Genomic DNA, 17,561 nt, shown 5'->3' on the forward strand with positions numbered 1-17,561 from the left:
GTTTGTGACAACAGGTGCATCGCCAGAAACCACTTGGTCAGCGGGAGCTTGGTGTTTGCGAAAATAGTGTTCCCAGTCAATGACATCTGGTGATGGCAGTGATTGCATTGCAGCACGCGTGGCCGACTTTTCAGGTGACAACAGGTCTTGTTGGCACATTCAGGGCAGACAAAGCCGTGAGGAAAACGCCAAGTGAACAACGCGTTTTCGCACTGAGCTTCAGTGCCATAGTCCTTGAGAAGCTCAAACAGGCTGTAGCCTTTCTGGAATTGGACTTTGCTTTTGGCCATGATCTCGCTCCTCGATAACTGTGCATAAGATCAGTATAGTTCGGGGTGACTGCTAATCATGGGTAATCAGGTTGGCTTTTTTGTTACTAAAAGCCGTGATATCTTCATGCTGGTCGGATCTCTTCGGCCAACAATCAATATGCGAGGATCTGGCCGAGTGGCCAGGGATGAAACGAGTGTGATAGGCAAACGGGCGATGGAACTCACGTTCGAAGAGTACTGCGATGCGGATCTCTCCCTGATCAGGGACTACTACGAAACCACTTTCTCCCACTACGTGCCGGATCTGGCCGAGCGGATCTTCGTGGTACGCGACGCCCACTGGCTGGTGGGGGCCGTGCGCCTGCGCGACGAACAGGATTACTATCACCTCTGCGGCTTTCGCCTGCTGCCCCACTACCAGTCGCTGGGGTTGGGCTCGCGCTTGCTGCAGCACGCCTGCAGTGATCTGCTGGACAAGCCGGTGATCTGTCAGGCCTTGCCGTTCGAAAAACCCTTCTACCTCAAGGCCGGCTTCGCCGACCTGCCTCTGGATGAGCTGGAGGGGCCGCTCTTCTCCCTTTATGACCAGCAGCGCGAACAGGGATACCAGATCGAGCTGCTGGTGCGCCAAGCCAAGACCCCGGTCTACAACTGAACCGTTACTGGGGCTTGGTCAGCAGGTGGATCTTGCCCGGTGACAGCTCCAGCCCCAGCAGATTCTCCTTCAGCCAGGCCTGATTCGGATCCTTGGCATCGAGCCGGTAGACCGGCTGGGTCTCCAGCCGCTTCTCCATGCTCTGCAGCAGCATGCCGAGCATGAAGCCGAACTTCTGCTGCGCCGCCTCAGGCTCCAGCTTGTATTCAATCAACTTCATGTTGTCGAGGAACAGGGCGCTCTGCGCCTTGTCGTAACGCGGCCTCGCCTCGTAGGCCATGTTCAGCCGGGCGTCGTATTCGGTGTTGTCCGGCAGGGCGATCTTGAGCTTGCCCTTGCCGTAGACCCGGGCGGTGTCCGGGCTCTGACGCCCGATCTGCACGTCGCTCTGCTCGAGCTGCACATGGGCCTTGATGATGCCGGGCAGCTCCAGCTGTTTGTTCACTTGCACCTGGGATTGCAGGTACTGGTTTATCTGTTGCTCATTGATGTCATATGAGCCTTGACCTAGCATGGCCAGACTGAGCAGCATAGATGACAGGATCATGCTAACGACCTGATTGAATGGGTGTGTCTTACAGCATACCATCCTGCTTTCGTGGGATCTGCCCACCGCTTTCACCCCTGTGTAAAAGGAGTTCTCGTGATCAACGGTCTGGAGCACGACATCCAACTGCTGTTTTCCCAGTTCCTGGGCTGGTTGCTGCTGCTGTTTCACACCGTGATTGTGGCGGGGGTCTCATTGCGGGTGGTGATGAAGCGGCGCCCCATCGGGGTCTCGCTTGCCTGGCTCGCCCTCATCTATGCCATCCCGTTTGCCGGGGTCGGCTTCTACGTGCTGTTTGGCGAAATTCGCCTCGGCCGGCGGCGCGCCGAGCGGGCCCAGGCCATGTACCGCCCTTACGCCATCTGGATCCGCCAGCTGGCCCGGCTCTTCCCCCAGCACTGCTGCGAGGTGGGGGAGAAGGCCCAGCCGTTGCATGATCTGATCCAGGGACGGCTGGCCATGCCCATGCTCTCCGGCAACCGGATGACGCTGCTCAGCAAGCCGGAAGCCATCTTGCGCGAGATAGTGCGCGACATCCGCCAATCCTCCCAGTCCTGCTACCTGGAGTTCTATATCTGGCACCCGGGCGGCGACACCGACGAGGTGTGTGAAGCCTTGATGGAAGTGGCGGCGCGCGGCGTGGATTGTCGCTTGCTGCTCGATTCCATGGGCAGCAAGACCTTCTTCCGCTCGCCCTGGCCGAAGAAGCTGCGCAAGGCGGGGGTCAAGCTGGTGGAGGTGCTGCCGGTCGGGGCCTGGCGCATCCCGTTCCAGCGCCAGGACCTGCGTATGCACCGCAAGCTGGTGGTGATCGACGACCGGGTCGGTTACACCGGCTCCATGAACATGGTGGATCCCCGCTTCTTCAAGCAGAACGCCGGGGTCGGCCAGTGGGTCGACATCATGATCCGGGTACAGGGCCCCATGGTGCCGCTGATGTGGTCCATCTTCGTCTGGGACTGGGAGATGGAGACCGGCGAGCGGCTGCTCGACAGCCTGCAGCACGAGCCGGAGGCCTGGCCCCAGAGCAACTACCGGGCCCAGCTTATCCCGTCCGGCCCCTTCGTCGGCGGCGACTGCATCCAGCAGAGCCTGCTGCTGGCCATCTACCAGGCCCGCCACCATCTGGTGCTGACCACCCCCTACTTCGTGCCGGACGATCCGCTGGCGGCGGCGCTCTCCTCGGCGGCGGCCCGCGGTGTGCAGGTGCAGCTGGTGCTGCCGGCGCGCAACGACTCCATCATGGCCAATTACGCCTGCAATGCCTTCATGGAGGAGTTGCTGGAGGCGGGGGTGGAGATCTACCGCTACGACGCCGGCCTGCTGCACACCAAGAGCGTGCTGGTGGATGACGACTTCGCCCTGGTGGGGACGGTCAATCTGGATCGGCGCAGCCTCTGGCTCAACTTCGAGGTGACCCTGCTCATCGACAACCCGCTGTTCGTCGCCGAGATGACCCAGCTGGTGCAGGGCTACATGGTGGAGGCGACGCCCATGTCGCTGGCCAGGTGGCGGGCACGCCCCTGGTACAAGAAGGCAATGGAGAACATGTTCTATCTGTTCAGCCCCTTGCTGTGACATCAGTTAATTGCGGCCGGCGCCGAATTGCGCTTGCCTCCCCCCGAACTTGCCCCGTAGAGTGCGGCAATCACTCCCTGGAGAACGGAATAAAGATGAAGAAGCGAGTAGCGCTGGCCGTGACGGCGGCCTTGGTGGTGGGTGGGCTGGGTGCCTGCTGGTACACGGGCAACGCGTTCGACCGCATCATGGCCGAGCAGATCGCCAAGGTGAAGCAGGAGAGCGGTATCGAGCTGAGCTGGCAGCCGGGTTCGAGCAACCTGTTCACCCGCGACGGCGTGCTGAAGATGGTGGTCACCCCGCAGACCCTGGCCAGCCTAGATGGTCAGCTGGAGGGGAGCGAGCCGGTCGAGGTGCAGTTCATCGTCGACAGCCGCATCCTGCCGCTCTACATCAAGAGCAACATGCTGCTCGACACCAGGCAAGGTTCGTTGGCGCCCGTGTTCAGTGCCTTCAAGATGGAGCAGTGGCAGTTTGGCATCGAGTCGGTCAGCAGCCTGTGGACCTCCAGCAACAGCAGCCGCTTCTGGGCCAACGAGTTCAAGGTCAAGCAGGGGCTCGACGAGTTCAGCTTCCTGCCGATGAAGGGCGACTATCACGGCGATCTGGAAGGCAATGGCCACCTCACCTTCCACTGGCAGGGCATGACCCTGCACGAAGAGCAGAACAAGATGGACATGGTGCTAGCCGAGCTCAAGGGCAGCGCCGACATGGCCGAGATCCGCGGTATCTGGCTCTCTCCCCGCAGCGACATGACCCTCTCCGCGCTGTCGGTACAGCTGCCGGACAACGTCAAGTTCTCCCTGCAGGGGCTGACCTCCGAGACCCAGCTGGCTGGGGATGATGCCCAGACCCTCTCCAGCAGCTACCAGATGAAGGTGGATACCCTCAATCTGGAGAACGAGGCTGACAACCTGGCGCTGACCCAGAGCAAGCTGGCCCTCAATTTGAAGGGGCTGGATCTGGAAGGCTATCAGGCGCTGCAGGCCTCCAGCGGCCAGGGCGTGGAGGAGGAAGCGATCCAGCAGGCGCTGGACAAGATGCTCAAGCGTGGCGCCACGCTGGAGCTGGTAGACTTGAGCTCCCATCTCAACGGCGAGCCGGTGGCCATGAAGGGTGACATCAAGCTGGCGGGCACCTCGCTCGAGCAGCTGTTCAACAGCGAAGAGGGGATGCACGCCCTCTCCGGCCTGCTGCACGCCAACCTGAGCGGCAAACTGGGCAAGGCGGTGCCGCAGCTGGCCCCCATGCTGGATCAGTTCGCCGCCATGGGGTATCTCAAGGCGGACAAGGATCAGCTGACGGCCGAGATCAAGCTCGACAAGGGCGCCATGACCATCAACGATCTGCCGCTCTGATTGACGTCGCGTCAGTGCACATGGAACAAAGGCTCCCGCGGGAGCCTTTGTCGTTTTCAGTGGCTGGAGTTACTTGAACACCACCGTCTTGTTGCCGTAGACGAACACCCGCTCGTTCAGCACCAGCTCCAGCGCCCGGCTCAGCACGGACTTCTCCACGTCGCGGCCGGCCTTGGCCATGTCGTCGGCACTGAAGGTGTGATCGACGTGGATCACGTCCTGCTCGACGATGGGGCCTTCATCCAGATCGTCGGTGACGAAGTGGGCGGTGGCGCCGATCAGCTTGACCCCGCGATCGAAGGCCTGGCGATAGGGGCGGGCACCGATGAAGGCGGGCAGGAAGGAGTGGTGGATGTTGATGATCTTGCGCGGATAGGCCTCGACGAAACTCGGGGTCAGCACCCGCATGTACTTGGCCAGCACCACGTAGTCGGGCTGGTAGCCGTCGATGATGGCGCGCACCTGCTCTTCATGCTCGGTGCGGCTCAGGTCCTCGTGGCTGACGGTGTGGAACGGAATGTCGAACTTGCCGGTCAGCTCGGCGAGGGTGTCGTAGTTGCCGATCACCGCGACTATGTCCATGTCCAGCGCACCGGCGTAGTTCTTCATCAGGATGTCGCCGAGGCAGTGGGTCTCCTTGGTCACCAGGATGACAATGCGCTTCTTGCCGGCCTTGACCAGCCGGCGCTGGGCACCGGCGGGCAGGGCATCATCGAGGTCGGCCAGCAGAGTCTCGTCGTTGAAGCGCCCCTCCAGCTCGGTGCGCATGAAGAAGCGGCCGTTTTCGTGATCCACGAACTCGTCGTTCTTGTTGATGTTGAGCTGGTGCTTGTAGCAGATGTTGGTGATCTTGGCGATGAGGCCCTTGGCGTCCGGGCAGTCCGTCAGCAGTATTTTCTTTTCCATCTCTGTCATGATTCCGTTGGTGTTGTTGGCGCCTGAGTCTGCGCAGGCCGCGCGTTTTTTCTGGCACTATGCCACAAACAAAATCAGAAAGGACAGCGCGCCGTGCATCCGGGCGATCCGTGCCCCGGAGCAGGCATGCTATTCATCCTTGATGGGTTTTATGCTGGTATCCGGCGCCGTTTTTCTTTAGGCTGTCTGCGCTTATTCTCAGGGCGGGGTGAAATTCCCCACCGGCGGTATCCCGATCTGACTCGGGGAGCCCGCGAGCGCCCGACCCGGTTTTCAGCCGGGACGGGGTCAGCAGATCCGGTGAGATGCCGGAGCCGACGGTCACAGTCCGGATGAAAGAGGATAAGACAGACTATTGCAGGCAAGCCCCCCCGCGGGCCGGCCGCTGCATGCCTATCTCTGTCTGCCTTTCCATGCCCTGATTCTGGTCCTTGTCTTGTTTAGGAGTCTTACCATGAATCAGTCTCTTCTCAGTGAATTTGGTGATCCGATTGCCCGTGTCGAAGCGGCGCTGGCAGCCTTGCGTGCCGGCCGCGGCGTGCTGGTGGCCGACGATGAAGATCGGGAGAACGAAGGGGATCTCATCTTCGCCGCCGAATCCATGACCAATGAACAGATGGCCATGATGATCCGCGAGTGCTCCGGCATCGTCTGCCTCTGCCTGACCGATGAGCGGGTACGCCAGCTCGAACTGCCGATGATGGTGGAGGCCAACTCCAGCCACTATCAGACCGCCTTTACCGTGACCATCGAGGCGGCGCAGGGGGTGACCACCGGCGTCTCGGCGGCCGATCGCATCACCACCATCCGGGCCGCCATCGCCGACGGTGCCAGACCCTCCGACCTGCATCGCCCGGGCCACGTCTTCCCGCTGCGGGCCCGCACTGGCGGGGTGTTGACCCGCCGAGGTCACACCGAAGCCACGGTCGATCTGATGCAGCTCGCCGGGCTCAAACCGTTCGGTGTGTTGTGCGAATTGACCAAGGAAGATGGCTCCATGGCCCGCTTGCCGGATCTGGTGGCATTTGGCCGCCGTCATGGCATGCCGGTGCTGACCATCGAAGATCTGGTGCAGTATCGTCAGTTGCTGTCAGAACGTTCAGCCTGAGCCTCATACGAAATTGTAATAAGCACAAAATTTGGTTACGCTTTGTGCGAACCTCATCCAGTGACCCTTATTTTTGACTGAACTTTGCACAAAAAGTGTACGTTTAAAAAAAATGAGGGTTTTAATGCATTTATCTGTGATGGGGCCTATCCAAACTATGATTTTTTTGTGCCATAATCACGCCGCTTGCTAAACGTCTGGCGAGTTAAAGGGAGCTTTTAAAATGAAAAAAATGTTGTTGGTAGGTGTTGTTGGTCTGTCCGCTCTGCTGGGCGGTTGTGCAAACACCAGCGAACTGGAAACTTCCGTTCAGAATCTGTCTAACAAAGTTGACCAACTGGCTCAAGATGTTAGCGCTGTTCGTGCTGATCAGTCCAAGATCGCTGCTGATGTTGCAGAAGCCAAGCAAGAAGCTATGCGTGCTAACCAGCGCATCGACAACATGGCTACTTCCTACAAGAAGTAATCCATGCGAAAAAAATGGCGCAGTTATGCGCCATTTTTTTTGCCTGAAATTCATCAAATTCCCGCATTTTTCCCGCTGATCCTCGCCTGACAAGGCAATGCCGATCGCTCGGCATCACCCCGTTGTTCATCTTCGTTTCAAGTCAGTAGAGCAGGCTGTATAGCTTGCGACGGTAACCCTGCGCCGCCGGGTTGGATCCCATGGTGGTCAGGATGTCGAGATAGGTCTTCTTGGCATCACCGAAGGCGAGATCCCGCTTGAGGATGGTGAACAGCAGCGCCAGCGCCTCTTCCTGGCGGCCGGCCTGGCTGTATTGCACCGCCAGCTCCTGGGCCAGGGCAAAGTTGTCAGGCTCCTGCTGGTGGCGGGCTTCCAGCGCCCGCAGCTCCGGGCTGTCCGCGGCCTGTTGAGCCAGCGCCAGACGGGAGACAAGCGTCTGATAGTGGTCATCCTGGGCGATCATCGGGATCTTGCCGAGCAGCTCCTGTGCCTCATCAAGCAGATTGAGATCGAGTGCCGCCTGGGTCAACCACAGACTGATGTCGTGGCGATCCGGTGCCAGCTGATGGGCCTTGCCGAAGTGGCCATAGGCCACGCTCGTCTGGCCGTCCGCCAGTGCCTGCTGCCCCTGTTCGAGCAGCAGCTCCTCCTCCTTGGGGGAGAAGGCGGCGAAATAGCCGCGCAGGGTGGCCTCATCCTGCGGGCCTTCCAGAATGGCCTGCTCGTCAGGGCGGCCCTGATGGAACAGCACCAGCGCCGGCAGGGCGCGCAGACCGAGCTGACCGGCCAGCGGTTGCAGCTGCGGATCGTTCATGTCGACCCTGGCCAGGGTCACCTGGGGATTGGCCGGGCCGACCAGCGCCTCCACCAGCGGGGTCATGGCCTGACACTCCGGCATCTGGGGGGCGTGGAAATAGATGACGATCGGCTTTTTCATGGAAGCATCGATCAGGGCGGCTTGGAAATTCTGGGGATTGATGTCGACGATCATGAGGCTGACTCTTGGAAAATGGTGTGAGTTAACATGGGGTTGAATGGGCTGGAATTCAAGCTGCCATCGAGCAGCCAGCCGTTGACGGCCAGGGTCGGCGCGGCCAGGCTGAGCCAGCCCTTGCCGACGGCCCAATCCTGCACCCGGTAATCTTGCTCATCGAGCTGGTTGTCGAGCCGCCACGCTTCCTCTGGCACGAAGCGCACCTTGTCGAGGCCTGCGGCGATGCCAGCGCCGTGGGCTTTCAGCACCGCCTCCTTGCGCGACCAGAGCCGATAGAAGGCCGACTCTTGCTCCGCCTCGGGCAGGGCGAGCAGCCACTCATATTCACTGCGTGCATAAAAGCGGCGCGCCAGCGGCAGAGTCTGGCGGCGCCGCTGACCCATCTCGATGTCGACCCCGAGCGGGCCGACGGCGCAGAGGGCGATCACCAGCCAGTCACCGCTGTGGCTGAGGTTGAACTGCCAGCGCCCGTCGCCCAGCACAGGTTTGCCGTGCGGGTTGCTGGCAAATTGCAGTGCATCGGGGTTGCACTGCAGGCGCTCGGCCAGCAGCCGTCGCAGCAGCCCGCGGCTGAGCAGGTACTCCTGGCGGCGCAACGGCTGGCTGATGGCCTGCCATGTCTGCCGTTCGGCGGGGGAGAGCAGGGTTTGCAGCAGAGTCAGCTGCTCGGCGTCGACCTTTGCCGGTTTTAACAAATAGAGATCCACAGAGATCATAATTTTTCACTTTAAAAGAGCGGCGAAACAGCGATAAAAGTCAGTTTGATCCGGTCAGGAAGGCCTCTTTCGAGATTGTATATTGTTTGGCCACGATCACATTAATCAGGAAAAATAATGCATTTCCTTGCAGAAATGTGAGGTCGATAGGGATTTTCGCTTGCCTCGATAGAATTCTTGGATATAGTCGGGTGCTGTTGCCTTATAAATTGCCCGTTCGGGCCGTATTTTAACAAGTTTTACTATTTTGCGGGGATAAAGGATTGCGCCACCTGATGCTACTGCTGGTCGCGCTCGGAATGGTGGGTTGTGCCTCGGCACCCCAGCCCGAGGTCGCGAGCAAGATCGAAGTTTCCATGATGGAACCCGTAATTGAACCGGAAGCTTCACAAACCCCAGATGTAAACGAAATCCTGACTGTATACAAAGAGTGGCGCGGCGTTCCTTACCGCATGGGAGGCAGCAGCCAGCGCGGCATCGATTGTTCCGCCTTTGCCCGTGAAGTGTTCCGCAACGCCGTCGGCATCGAACTTCCCCGTGATACCCGCTCCCAGGTCCATGAAGGCACCCGAGTCTCCAAGCAGGATCTGGTCGAAGGTGACCTGGTCTTCTTCAAAATCAATCGCCGTCTCAATCACGTCGGCATCTATGTGGGCAATGGCGAGTTCATCCACGCCTCCACCCGGGCCGGGGTGACGCGCTCCAAGCTCGACAGCTCTTACTGGCGCAGCAAGTTCTGGCAGGCACGCCGGATCGACATCTGAGTCAGGCTGGACAAACGGCTCGCAGTACGGACTGTTTTTCCAACCTCACTTGAACCGGGCTCCCGCAGCCCGGTTTTTTATGGCTGCGATTTAGACTTTCGGGGGCCGAATCACTATAGTGTGGGCCCGTTTTTTCCCCGGCAGGCCCAGCATGAAGACCCGTTCAGACCATAAATCCGGATTGCACCCGCGCAATCGCCACCAGGCTCCCTACGACTTTGCCGCGCTCTGTCTGCGCACTCCCGAGCTGCAGCCCTTCGTCTTCGTCAATCCCTACGGCGCCAGCACCATCGACTTTGCCGACCCCGCCGCCGTCAAGGCGCTGAACAAGGCCCTGCTGGCGCTGCATTACGGCATCCAGCACTGGGATCTGCCCGCCGGCTACCTCTGTCCGCCCATTCCCGGGCGGGTGGACTATCTGCACAGAGTGGCTGACCTGCTGGCCGAGAGCGCGGGCAAGGTGCCGACCGGCAAGGGCGTGCGAGTACTGGATGTCGGGGTGGGGGCGAACTGTATCTACCCCCTGCTGGGCGCCCGCGAATATGGCTGGCGCTTCGTCGGCTCCGACATCGATCCGGTGTCGGTCAAGGCTGCCTCTCTGCTGGCCAGGAGCAACGGGCTGGGCAGCCAGATCGAGTGCCGCTTGCAGGGCTGGGCCGGCGACATCTTTCAGGGCATAGTGGCACCGCGCGAGCGTTTCGCGCTGACCCTCTGCAACCCTCCCTTTCACGCGTCGCTGGCGGAGGCGAGCAAGGGGACTGAGCGCAAGCTGCGCAATCTGGGCAAGGAGGTCAAGGACAAGCCGGTGCTCAACTTCGGCGGCCAGAAGGCCGAGCTCTGGTGCGAAGGGGGAGAGGCCGCCTTTCTGGCCGCAATGATCAACCAGAGCCGGGCCTTTGCCGAACAGTGCCTCTGGTTCAGCTCGCTGGTATCGAAAAAGGAGAATCTGCCGGCGGCGAAGAAGGCGCTGACCCGGGTCGGTGCTCGTCAGGTGCGGGTACTCGAGATGGCGCAGGGCAACAAGGTGAGCCGGGTGCTGGCCTGGACCTTCTTCGATGAGGCAGGGTGCCGCGAGTGGTGGTCTGCAGCGCGCTGATCTCCACACAGGCCCGTGACGGGCCTTTTTCATCTCAATGCCAACATGATCGGATAAAAAACAGGCAATCGTTTTCTTCGTTGGTTCATCATGCTGTTATGTGGTTATCCTGTAGTGATTTTTGCTTTGGTACGGCTGTACGCCGAGATTTTTTTGCACTTTCAGCTGTAACTTTAATAAAATAGGACTGGTTAGACCTCTTTACAGGCTTTGAATCGAATAGGGATCGGTACATGAAAGTTGTCGATTTTCTGAAGCGCAAGCGCGAAATTCTGGCGCAGCACCCCTTTGAGCTCAAGGATTGGCTCTCTCCGGCTATCCGCGACTACTGGCGTGAGTTTCAGCAAAAGGCACACCTCCACCCTCTGCTGGGGCGAGTGCTGGATTTGCAGGGCGACAACCAGTCCATGCTGCAGCAGCAGGGCGCGGCCCAGGCCGTCAACGGCCAGCCCGTGCCACCGCAAGAGTCGATCATCGAACTCGACGGTGAGGCGGCGACCCTGTTTGCCACCTTGCAGGCGCGCATCGGTGAAGAGACCCACGTGGGCGAGTGGTTGCATGTCAGCCAGCAGATGATCGATCAGTTTGCCGCCGTGACCGGGGATCATCAGTGGATCCACACCAACCCCGAGCGTGCGGCGGCCGAATCGCCGTTCAAGACCACCATTGCTCACGGCTTCCTGACCCTGGCCCTGCTGCCGCAGCTGACCGGTTCGGTGGACGAGGCCAATCCGGAGTTTCCGACCGCCCGCATGGTGGTGAACTTCGGCCTGGATCAGGTCCGTTTCCCGTACCCCATCAAGGTGGACAGCAACATCCGCGCGCGCACCAAGCTGGCTCGGGTTACCCCGATCAAGGGCGGGTTGGAGCTGCTCAAGGAGATCAAGGTGGAGATCGAGGGTGTACGTCGCCCCGGCTGCGTGATCGAGTCTGTCACCCGACTCTACTTCTAGGCCGCGGCTCACCCCCACCCTTGCCAAAAATCAGGCCCACATAGGTGGGCCTGATTTTTTTGTGGCTGCTGGGTCATCGGTGATCGGCCTGGCTCAGAAACTGGCTCCCAGAGTGAGCAGATGGCGCCACTCTCTGCCGTTATTCAGCTCTAAGCCCGGGATATTGATACGATTATCTTCCCAGTCGAGCTCGCTTGACCAGGAGAGGCGCAGATGATCGTTGAAGTAGTAGCGCATCCCCAGGCTGCCCTGCACCGCCTGCTCCCGGGTAAAATAGGGTGAGGGTTGGTCCAGATAGCGCTTGTAGCCGCCCTTGCTGAACAGCTCCAGTTGCTCCGACCAGAGCGCAACGGGTTGACGATAATCCCAGCCAAGGCCCAGCAGGGGATAGTTGATGATCCTGTCGTTGAACAGGCCGATGATAAAGAGGGTGTTGATGTCATCCGGTCTGAAGTAGGAGCGCTCCAGCCCGGCCTGGCCGATCAGCTCCAGCCGCCGCCGCTTGTCGTTCCAGAACCGGTAACCAGGGCCGGTCACATAACCCACATCCATGTATTCGGGGTTCAGCATCTGGTATTGAAAGTCGATGGCTGATCGTAAAAACCAGCGCTGGTCGAAGAAGAAGTCCAGCATGGGTTTGAGTCGATACTCGTGGCTGTTGGTGACGTTGTTGGCGGTCTCGTAGATGTACTCCCCGTCCAGCGTATAACGCCAGTCGAGGTTGGCCACCTTGGTGGATGCCTTCAGGTTGACGTTGTTGGTCTTCTTGTCGTTGTGCTTGAGCTTGACGTTCAGATCGCCGCTGCCGCTCCACAGCCAGGCCTTCTGATCATCCGACGTCAGGGCGAGCAGGGTAATGCCGCACTTGACGGTCGGTTTCGGCTTGTCCTGCTTCTCGATGCGCCAGCGCTTGACCGCCTCGCGCTTGACGGTGACGGGCTCGCTGTAAGGGAGCGCGATGTGCACCTCCTCGTCACCTATCTCCTCTATGGTGCCGGTCAGCCGGTCACCGTTGTCCATCCAGAGGATGTCGGCCAGAGCCGCCGGGCTCAGCAGCAGGGCAAACAGGCAAAAAACGCGGTAGCTCATGAAGATCCTCGTGAACATGGTTGGCTATCAGCCGCTGACGGGACGGGGGATGCCGTTCTTGCTGTTGAGCGCGCTGGCGGCCTTGTCACCGTCGACTTCCGGCCTGGCGATGAAGGCCTGCGTCTCGGCGGAGAGGATCAGCGGGGCGCCCTGCTCCAGCTCCAGCTCGGTGCGGGAGAGGGGAGAGTGAACCTCCAGCCAGTGGCGGCCATCGGGCTCGATGGCGGTCTTGACCGGCTGGTTGATGACCCGCACCTGAGTGCCGACGGGGACAATCTTGAACAGGGCCTCGATGTCGTCAGGGCGCAGCCGAATGCAGCCGGCACTGACCCGCAGGCCAACCCCGAAATCCTTGTTGGTGCCGTGGATGAGATAGTCCCGCTTGCCATAGCCAAGGCGCATGGCGAACTTGCCGAGGGGGTTGTCGGGGCCGGGCGGCACGACCGCCGGCAGGGTGATCCCTTTTTGTTCCAGCCAGGATTTGCGCACCATGGGGCCGGGCACCCAGGTCGGATTGGGGTTCTTGGCAATGATGGTGGTGGTCATTTCGGGGGTCTCCCGACCTATGTCACCGATGCCGATGGGCAGCACCATCACCTCGTTCTTGCCCTTGGGGAAATAGTAGAGGCGCAGCTCCGGCAGATTGATCACTATGCCTTCACGGGGCACGTCAGGCAGCAACATCTGGGTCGGCAGGGTCAGCCGGGTGCCCGGCTTGGGCAAATAGGGGTCGATTCCCGGATTGGCTTCCAGCAGCGCCAAAAAACCAATCTGGGTGTGCTTGCCGATGAGCTCGAGATGTTCATCTGGCTGGACTATGTAGTCCTCCAGCTCGCCGATCAGGCGGCTGCCTGCCGGGGGCAGCGGATAGGTGGTAGCCAGGGCCGGAGCCGTCAGCAGGCTGGCGGTCAGTGCCAGCAATGAGAGGGTTCGTGCGATGAACATGTACTTCCTGTCTGATTGAATGGGGGGCTGCGCCGCGACTTCCCCGAGGAAAAAGGGGGAAATTGTCAGTCAAATACGCGCCGATTGCCAGCCTGGCCGGCAAAGGTTGCAGTCGGGTCCCTGCACGGCAATCCGTCATGTTGACCCTGTCTTGCCTGTTTTTAATGCAAAGCCAAGCCATCTGCAATGAGCAGAGAAAAGCTGACGGGAGAGGGGATGGCGGTTCAGCGCCATCGAATGCACGAGATGCAATGCTGGGGGCTGATCGCCCTGGATTGGGTACCAGTACCGGGAGCGACAGGCTCGGACGCCCGTTTGCCTGGTGTGTACTTATCTGCTGGTTTTGTGTGCAGTTGTTTGATCTTTAAAGAGATTCAAGTTGATTTCCAGAGGCGGCTCCGGTAACAATGAAGCCCCGTGGAGAGATGCCGGAGTGGCCGAACGGGATTGACTCGAAATCAATTGTGGCAGCAATGCCACCCAGGGTTCGAATCCCTGTCTCTCCGCCATTTTCAAGGCCCAAGCTGCCAGGCAGCTTGGGCCTTTCTCTTTTGCAACGCTTGCCGAGATGTTACCAGTCAGGGCGTGTCAGGGCCGGCATGCCGGCGCACCAGTGGCAGGTTCAGTGCGCCACAGCCAGGGTCTTGTCACGGCGTTACATGCTGGAGAAGACATTCATGATCACCCCGCCCGAGATGATCAGCGCCATCGCCAGGATGGCGGGCAGATCCGGTTTTTGCTTGTAGAGGAGCATCAAGCAGATGGTGACCCCGACGATGCCGAAGCCGCACCAGAGCGAATAGGCTACCCCGACCGGAATGGTGCTCATGGCGCGGGTGAGGGCGAAGTAGCAAAGGCTGTAGGCGCATACGACCAGTATGGATGGCCCCAGTCTGCTGAAACCGTTGGTCTTCTTGATCATCGAGGTGCCGGTGATTTCAGAGCCGATAGAGAGCGCCAGCCATAAAAATCCGAAATTAAACATGGGTCATTCCTTTTGCGTCAGTTGGCGATGTTGTTGTTGATGGGGGGAGTGAGTGGCTCGGCGGAGGCATCGCTGCCCTCTTCGCTGCCCATCTTGGAGAACAGGTTCATGATGACAATGCCGCTGGCGATGACGGCCATGCCGATCATGGCGGCGGTGTCCGGGTGCTGGCCGTAAAACGCCATCCCCAGGGTGGAGACCACCAGAATGCCGGTGCCGGACCAGGTGGCGTAGGCAAGCCCAACGGGAATGTCTTTTACCGCGCGGGAGAGGGAGTAGTAGCAGGTGCAATAGAGCAGCACGAGCAGACCGAGCAGCAACATCTTGGTGGTTCCTTCACTGCTGCCAAACATCTTGAGGGTGGAGGTGGCTGAGGTTTCGGACACGATCACCAGCAGCATCCATAGCCAACATTTTGTTTTTGAAGACATAAGTTAAACTCCGGGTTTGTTATTTAAGGTAAGGTTGTTTTTCTTTTCTTCTGTTTTTCAAAAAGTCGATGGCGGCATCGGTCAGTTGGGCCTCGGCCGTGTGTACCAGCGCCGGGTCCTTCTCAACATCGCTGACCGTGAGATAACGGCGCGCCGTGCCCGCCAGCACCGGGGCCGCGTCGTTCGTCGGAGTCAGCTTCTCCAGCAGTTCATTCATGGTGCACAGCACCACACCGATCTCGCCCAGACGGCTCAGCGCCGCCTGCATGTGCCCGGCGTATGGCGCGCTCGGTTGCGCCCCCAACAGCTGGTTCAGCTCGCTGGCGGGGTCGCAGTGATAACGCAGCGCCAGCACCGGCAAGCCGCTCAGCAGGGCATCGTGCAGCCGCCTGGCGACGGGGCTTTGCAGTGAGCCGCTCAGCAGATCCATCGCCAGCGGGTAGTCGAGAAAGGGCAGCACCAGCGCGCGATAGGGAGCGGGCGGCAGGGCCTGTTGCCAGAGGCTGGCCGGCACTGTCTCCCCCAGCGGTTGCCACAGCGCGCCATCCTCGATCTCTGCTGCCAGCGCAAGCTGCAGGGGTAGTCCACAGCCGGCAAGACGGTTGCGAATGGCCTGCCGATAGCCCTGGGCCGCGGTCACCATCACCAGCAGTGGTGGCTGCAGGCGCCTGAGCATCTGTTCGACCAGGCGTTCAATCTGTTCGTCGGTCATGGGGATCTCCGTTAGCCGAGCAGCCTGACCTGCGCGCCGTTTTTCAAGCCGGCGGCGTTGGCCTCTTCGGTATCGATGTGAAATTCCAGCGCGAAATCGTCGCGCACCCGCACCACCACCTCATCGAAGGTCAACTGGCGCTCGCCGTCGCTGCGCACCCTCACCTTCTGGCCGTGGGTCACGTTCAGCTGGCGAGCGTCTTGTGGCGAGAGGTGGATATGCCGCCAGGCGCAGATCACCTGGGAGCGTAACTCCACGTGGCCAGCGGGGCCGATGAGCAGCGCGCTGCCGGTATTTTCCAGCTGGCCTGACTCACGGACCGGTGCCTTGATGCCGAGGGTGAAGCAGTCGGCGCGGGAGATCTCCAGCTGTGAAACCGGCCGGGTCGGGCCGAGTACCCGCACCCGGGTCAGCGAGCCCTTGGGGCCGACCACGGTGACGCACTCTTCGGCGGCAAACTGGCCCGGCTGGCGCAGCGGTTTGAGCGGTGTCAGGGTGTAGCCCTTGCCGAACAGGGCCTCCACATCCTGTTGTGCCAGGTGGACGTGGCGATTCGAGATGCCGACCGGGATCGCCGGGCTGACCAGGCTCAGACGGGCGGCGATCTTTTGATGCAGCTGGGGATCGATCATGCTTTCTTCCCTTTTCTTGCCGCGCCCTGTCTGTCTTCCGCCTGATCCGCTGCAGGCTGGCTGGCCGATGGAGTGGCTGGTTCGGTATCGGCACCGCTTGGTGGTAGCAGGGCCGGGGCTGCGCCCGTTGCGGCCGTCAGCTCGGTGCTGGTGCCGGCCGGTGCGCGCGGCGGGTAGCCCTTGAGGTTGCTGAGCGCCGCTACCGCGCTTGGCTCCGGACGGGCAATCACCAGGGAATGGACCTGCTGGTCGATGGTGGCGGCCACCGCGACGCCACGCTCGATGGCGGTGTGGATGGCGCTGATCTCCCCTTGGAAGCAGACACTCACCAGCCCAGAACCCACCTTGCGATAGCCGATGCAGCTGACGCCTGCCGCTTTGCAGGCGGCGTCCACCGCCTGAATGGCGGCGACCAATCCTCGCGTTTCAATTACGCCCAAACTTTTCATCGTCGACTCCTGTTAATGGCGGACCAAGCGAATATCGAAATCAAATTGTGCAAAGAAGGCCTCCAGCCGATCCAATTCGTCCGGCGTGTAAGAGGGGTCTTGCGCAATCGGGTAGGGCATATCCAGCCGCTCATACTTCTTGCGGCCCAGCTGGTGGTACGGCAGCATGTCGATCCGCAGGATATTTCCCCGCTTTGCCAAGTTCTGCACATATTCGATGGCGCCGGTAATGGCATCCCATGAATCGTTATATCCACGGATGAGCGGCATGCGCACAATCACCTTGGCGCCGTAATCAACCAGCCATTCCAGATTGCGGCGAATACCTTCATTGCCGATACCCAGCATCGCCTTATGCTGTTCGCTGTTGATTTGCTTGATGTCGAACAAAAAGGTATCGGTGACGGGCGCCAGCTGCTGGTAATTGGCCTGCGAGGTGGTGCCCTGGGTCTCGATGGCGGTATTGATCATCATCTTCTTGCATTCGCTAAACAGCGCGACGGCAAAGTCGGTCTGCAGGCTCATCTCGCCGCCGCCGATGGTGACGCCACCGCCGGAGGAGATGTAAAAGTCATAGTCCTGCATGATGATCTCCATCAGCTCGCTGACGGTGACATCCTTGCCCATGATATCCAGCGCATGCTGGGTGCAGACCTCTTCGCATTTGCGGCAGCCGATGCAATCCTTATTGCGATCGACGAAGTGTTTCATGCTGCCGTTCTCCTCGGCCCGATAATGGACTCCGGCCGGACAGACATTTACGCAGTCACCGCAGTTGATGCATTTGTCGTGCGAAAACATCACCTGAAATTGGCTGCTGAGCCCTTCAGGGTTGGCGCACCAGGGGCAGCGAAGGTTGCAGCCCTTGAAAAAAACCAGCGTGCGAATGCCATCGC

21 protein-coding genes, 1 tRNA gene and 1 riboswitch are annotated in these 17,561 nt (G+C 60.2%); of the genes, 9 read left to right on the forward strand and 13 right to left on the reverse strand.

The genetic code is table 11. The annotated features are described in order from the left end of the window. The coding region (locus CAK78_RS22060) for a transposase (RefSeq protein WP_141214219.1) at positions 1–290 on the reverse strand (290 nt) is incomplete at its 3' end. A gap of 196 nt (positions 291–486) precedes the next feature. Here CAK78_RS22060 and CAK78_RS22065 point away from each other — a divergent pair. Beyond that, the gene (locus CAK78_RS22065; RefSeq protein WP_176452894.1) at positions 487–927 is read left to right on the forward strand and encodes a GNAT family N-acetyltransferase; all 441 of its coding nucleotides are present in this window, start codon (positions 487–489) and stop codon (positions 925–927) included. Between the two features lie 4 nt (positions 928–931). Here the strand turns inward: CAK78_RS22065 and CAK78_RS22070 are convergent, their stop codons facing one another. Then, positions 932–1,474 carry a DUF1439 domain-containing protein gene (locus CAK78_RS22070; RefSeq protein ID WP_005298658.1) on the reverse strand — a complete coding sequence of 181 codons (543 nt, stop codon included), beginning with the start codon at positions 1,472–1,474 and terminating at the stop codon, positions 932–934. A 96-nt stretch (positions 1,475–1,570) separates the two neighbouring features. Between CAK78_RS22070 and cls the strand changes: the two genes are divergently transcribed. Both cls and CAK78_RS22080 read left to right on the forward strand, forming a co-directional pair. Next, positions 1,571–3,052: a cardiolipin synthase gene (gene cls, locus CAK78_RS22075; protein WP_094698717.1), complete on the forward strand. Its 1,482-nt coding sequence runs from the start codon at positions 1,571–1,573 to the stop codon at positions 3,050–3,052. A 95-nt stretch (positions 3,053–3,147) separates the two neighbouring features. Next, positions 3,148–4,410: a DUF945 family protein gene (locus CAK78_RS22080; RefSeq protein ID WP_094698718.1), complete on the forward strand. Its 1,263-nt coding sequence runs from the start codon at positions 3,148–3,150 to the stop codon at positions 4,408–4,410. 69 nt (positions 4,411–4,479) lie between these two features. On the opposite strand, the gene purU is transcribed toward CAK78_RS22080, so the two are convergent. Further along, positions 4,480–5,316 carry a formyltetrahydrofolate deformylase gene (gene purU / locus CAK78_RS22085; RefSeq protein ID WP_011705222.1) on the reverse strand — a complete coding sequence of 279 codons (837 nt, stop codon included), beginning with the start codon at positions 5,314–5,316 and terminating at the stop codon, positions 4,480–4,482. A gap of 199 nt (positions 5,317–5,515) precedes the next feature. Next, positions 5,516–5,673: riboswitch (FMN riboswitch) on the forward strand. A gap of 106 nt (positions 5,674–5,779) precedes the next feature. Between purU and ribB the strand changes: the two genes are divergently transcribed. Beyond that, positions 5,780–6,433: a 3,4-dihydroxy-2-butanone-4-phosphate synthase gene (gene ribB, locus CAK78_RS22095; protein WP_094698720.1), complete on the forward strand. Its 654-nt coding sequence runs from the start codon at positions 5,780–5,782 to the stop codon at positions 6,431–6,433. Between the two features lie 223 nt (positions 6,434–6,656). Next, positions 6,657–6,899 carry an Lpp/OprI family alanine-zipper lipoprotein gene (locus CAK78_RS22100; protein WP_010634682.1) on the forward strand — a complete coding sequence of 81 codons (243 nt, stop codon included), beginning with the start codon at positions 6,657–6,659 and terminating at the stop codon, positions 6,897–6,899. Between the two features lie 142 nt (positions 6,900–7,041). Here CAK78_RS22100 and CAK78_RS22105 read toward each other — a convergent pair whose 3' ends face one another. Then, positions 7,042–7,890 (reverse strand): tetratricopeptide repeat protein, encoded by an 849-nt coding sequence (locus CAK78_RS22105; RefSeq protein ID WP_094698721.1) that lies wholly within the window; start codon positions 7,888–7,890, stop codon positions 7,042–7,044. Beyond that, entirely contained in the window at positions 7,887–8,609 is a 723-nt protein-coding gene (locus CAK78_RS22110; RefSeq protein ID WP_094698722.1) for a 4'-phosphopantetheinyl transferase family protein, read from the reverse strand. Before CAK78_RS22110 ends, CAK78_RS22105 begins: the two co-directional genes overlap by 4 nt. Before the next feature lie 275 nt (positions 8,610–8,884). Between CAK78_RS22110 and CAK78_RS22115 the strand changes: the two genes are divergently transcribed. The 3 genes from CAK78_RS22115 (at position 8,885) to CAK78_RS22125 (ending at position 11,422) form a co-directional block, all read left to right on the forward strand. Then, a complete protein-coding gene (locus CAK78_RS22115; protein ID WP_005298673.1) occupies positions 8,885–9,373 on the forward strand; it encodes a C40 family peptidase in 489 nt (162 codons plus the stop codon). A gap of 151 nt (positions 9,374–9,524) precedes the next feature. Continuing rightward, the gene (rlmF, locus tag CAK78_RS22120; protein ID WP_094698723.1) at positions 9,525–10,469 is read left to right on the forward strand and encodes a 23S rRNA (adenine(1618)-N(6))-methyltransferase RlmF; all 945 of its coding nucleotides are present in this window, start codon (positions 9,525–9,527) and stop codon (positions 10,467–10,469) included. A 233-nt stretch (positions 10,470–10,702) separates the two neighbouring features. After that, positions 10,703–11,422, forward strand: coding sequence for a MaoC family dehydratase (locus CAK78_RS22125; protein WP_043170859.1), 720 nt, complete (start codon positions 10,703–10,705; stop codon positions 11,420–11,422). 93 nt (positions 11,423–11,515) lie between these two features. On the opposite strand, the gene CAK78_RS22130 is transcribed toward CAK78_RS22125, so the two are convergent. Further along, entirely contained in the window at positions 11,516–12,511 is a 996-nt protein-coding gene (locus tag CAK78_RS22130) for a DUF481 domain-containing protein (protein WP_094698724.1), read from the reverse strand. A gap of 27 nt (positions 12,512–12,538) precedes the next feature. Continuing rightward, entirely contained in the window at positions 12,539–13,456 is a 918-nt protein-coding gene (locus tag CAK78_RS22135) for a L,D-transpeptidase family protein (RefSeq protein WP_094698725.1), read from the reverse strand. A gap of 419 nt (positions 13,457–13,875) precedes the next feature. Between CAK78_RS22135 and CAK78_RS22145 the strand changes: the two genes are divergently transcribed. Further along, positions 13,876–13,965 (forward strand) — tRNA-Ser (locus CAK78_RS22145). Positions 13,966–14,111: 146 nt separating this feature from the next. Here the strand turns inward: CAK78_RS22145 and CAK78_RS22150 are convergent. From CAK78_RS22150 to cutD, 6 genes are all read right to left on the reverse strand, one after another. Further along, positions 14,112–14,441, reverse strand: coding sequence for a DMT family transporter (locus tag CAK78_RS22150; RefSeq protein WP_094698726.1), 330 nt, complete (start codon positions 14,439–14,441; stop codon positions 14,112–14,114). Positions 14,442–14,458: 17 nt separating this feature from the next. Then, a complete protein-coding gene (locus tag CAK78_RS22155) occupies positions 14,459–14,872 on the reverse strand; it encodes a DMT family transporter (protein ID WP_094698727.1) in 414 nt (137 codons plus the stop codon). 19 nt (positions 14,873–14,891) lie between these two features. Further along, a complete protein-coding gene (locus CAK78_RS22160) occupies positions 14,892–15,584 on the reverse strand; it encodes a hypothetical protein (RefSeq protein ID WP_094698728.1) in 693 nt (230 codons plus the stop codon). An 11-nt stretch (positions 15,585–15,595) separates the two neighbouring features. Further along, positions 15,596–16,216: a phosphate propanoyltransferase gene (locus tag CAK78_RS22165; protein WP_017408473.1), complete on the reverse strand. Its 621-nt coding sequence runs from the start codon at positions 16,214–16,216 to the stop codon at positions 15,596–15,598. Continuing rightward, on the reverse strand, positions 16,213–16,665 hold the full coding sequence (locus CAK78_RS23470) for a BMC domain-containing protein (RefSeq protein WP_094698729.1): 453 nt from the start codon (positions 16,663–16,665) through the stop codon (positions 16,213–16,215). The genes CAK78_RS22165 and CAK78_RS23470 overlap by 4 nt, the downstream gene beginning before the upstream one ends. Positions 16,666–16,677: 12 nt before the next feature. Next, positions 16,678–17,561: choline TMA-lyase-activating enzyme (gene cutD / locus CAK78_RS22175; protein WP_094698730.1), on the reverse strand; the 884-nt coding region annotated here is incomplete at its 5' end.

The organism is Aeromonas sp. A35_P, assembly GCF_002259925.1.
Lineage (GTDB): Bacteria > Pseudomonadota > Gammaproteobacteria > Enterobacterales > Aeromonadaceae > Aeromonas > Aeromonas dhakensis.

Coding starts and splice junctions, on each gene's coding strand:
- CAK78_RS22080 (WP_094698718.1), top strand. CDS start 3,148: ATGAAGAAGCGAGTAGCGCTGGCCGTGACGGCGGCCTTGGTGGTGGGT.
- CAK78_RS22070 (WP_005298658.1), bottom strand. CDS start 1,474: ATGATCCTGTCATCTATGCTGCTCAGTCTGGCCATGCTAGGTCAAGGC.
- CAK78_RS22125 (WP_043170859.1), top strand. CDS start 10,703: ATGAAAGTTGTCGATTTTCTGAAGCGCAAGCGCGAAATTCTGGCGCAG.
- CAK78_RS22150 (WP_094698726.1), bottom strand. CDS start 14,441: ATGTTTAATTTCGGATTTTTATGGCTGGCGCTCTCTATCGGCTCTGAA.
- CAK78_RS22160 (WP_094698728.1), bottom strand. CDS start 15,584: ATGACCGACGAACAGATTGAACGCCTGGTCGAACAGATGCTCAGGCGC.
- rlmF (WP_094698723.1), top strand. CDS start 9,525: ATGAAGACCCGTTCAGACCATAAATCCGGATTGCACCCGCGCAATCGC.
- ribB (WP_094698720.1), top strand. CDS start 5,780: ATGAATCAGTCTCTTCTCAGTGAATTTGGTGATCCGATTGCCCGTGTC.
- CAK78_RS22135 (WP_094698725.1), bottom strand. CDS start 13,456: ATGTTCATCGCACGAACCCTCTCATTGCTGGCACTGACCGCCAGCCTG.
- CAK78_RS22130 (WP_094698724.1), bottom strand. CDS start 12,511: ATGAGCTACCGCGTTTTTTGCCTGTTTGCCCTGCTGCTGAGCCCGGCG.
- CAK78_RS22155 (WP_094698727.1), bottom strand. CDS start 14,872: ATGTCTTCAAAAACAAAATGTTGGCTATGGATGCTGCTGGTGATCGTG.
- CAK78_RS22110 (WP_094698722.1), bottom strand. CDS start 8,609: ATGATCTCTGTGGATCTCTATTTGTTAAAACCGGCAAAGGTCGACGCC.
- CAK78_RS22065 (WP_176452894.1), top strand. CDS start 487: ATGGAACTCACGTTCGAAGAGTACTGCGATGCGGATCTCTCCCTGATC.
- CAK78_RS22115 (WP_005298673.1), top strand. CDS start 8,885: ATGCTACTGCTGGTCGCGCTCGGAATGGTGGGTTGTGCCTCGGCACCC.
- purU (WP_011705222.1), bottom strand. CDS start 5,316: ATGGAAAAGAAAATACTGCTGACGGACTGCCCGGACGCCAAGGGCCTC.
- CAK78_RS22105 (WP_094698721.1), bottom strand. CDS start 7,890: ATGATCGTCGACATCAATCCCCAGAATTTCCAAGCCGCCCTGATCGAT.
- CAK78_RS23470 (WP_094698729.1), bottom strand. CDS start 16,665: ATGAAAAGTTTGGGCGTAATTGAAACGCGAGGATTGGTCGCCGCCATT.
- CAK78_RS22165 (WP_017408473.1), bottom strand. CDS start 16,216: ATGATCGATCCCCAGCTGCATCAAAAGATCGCCGCCCGTCTGAGCCTG.
- CAK78_RS22100 (WP_010634682.1), top strand. CDS start 6,657: ATGAAAAAAATGTTGTTGGTAGGTGTTGTTGGTCTGTCCGCTCTGCTG.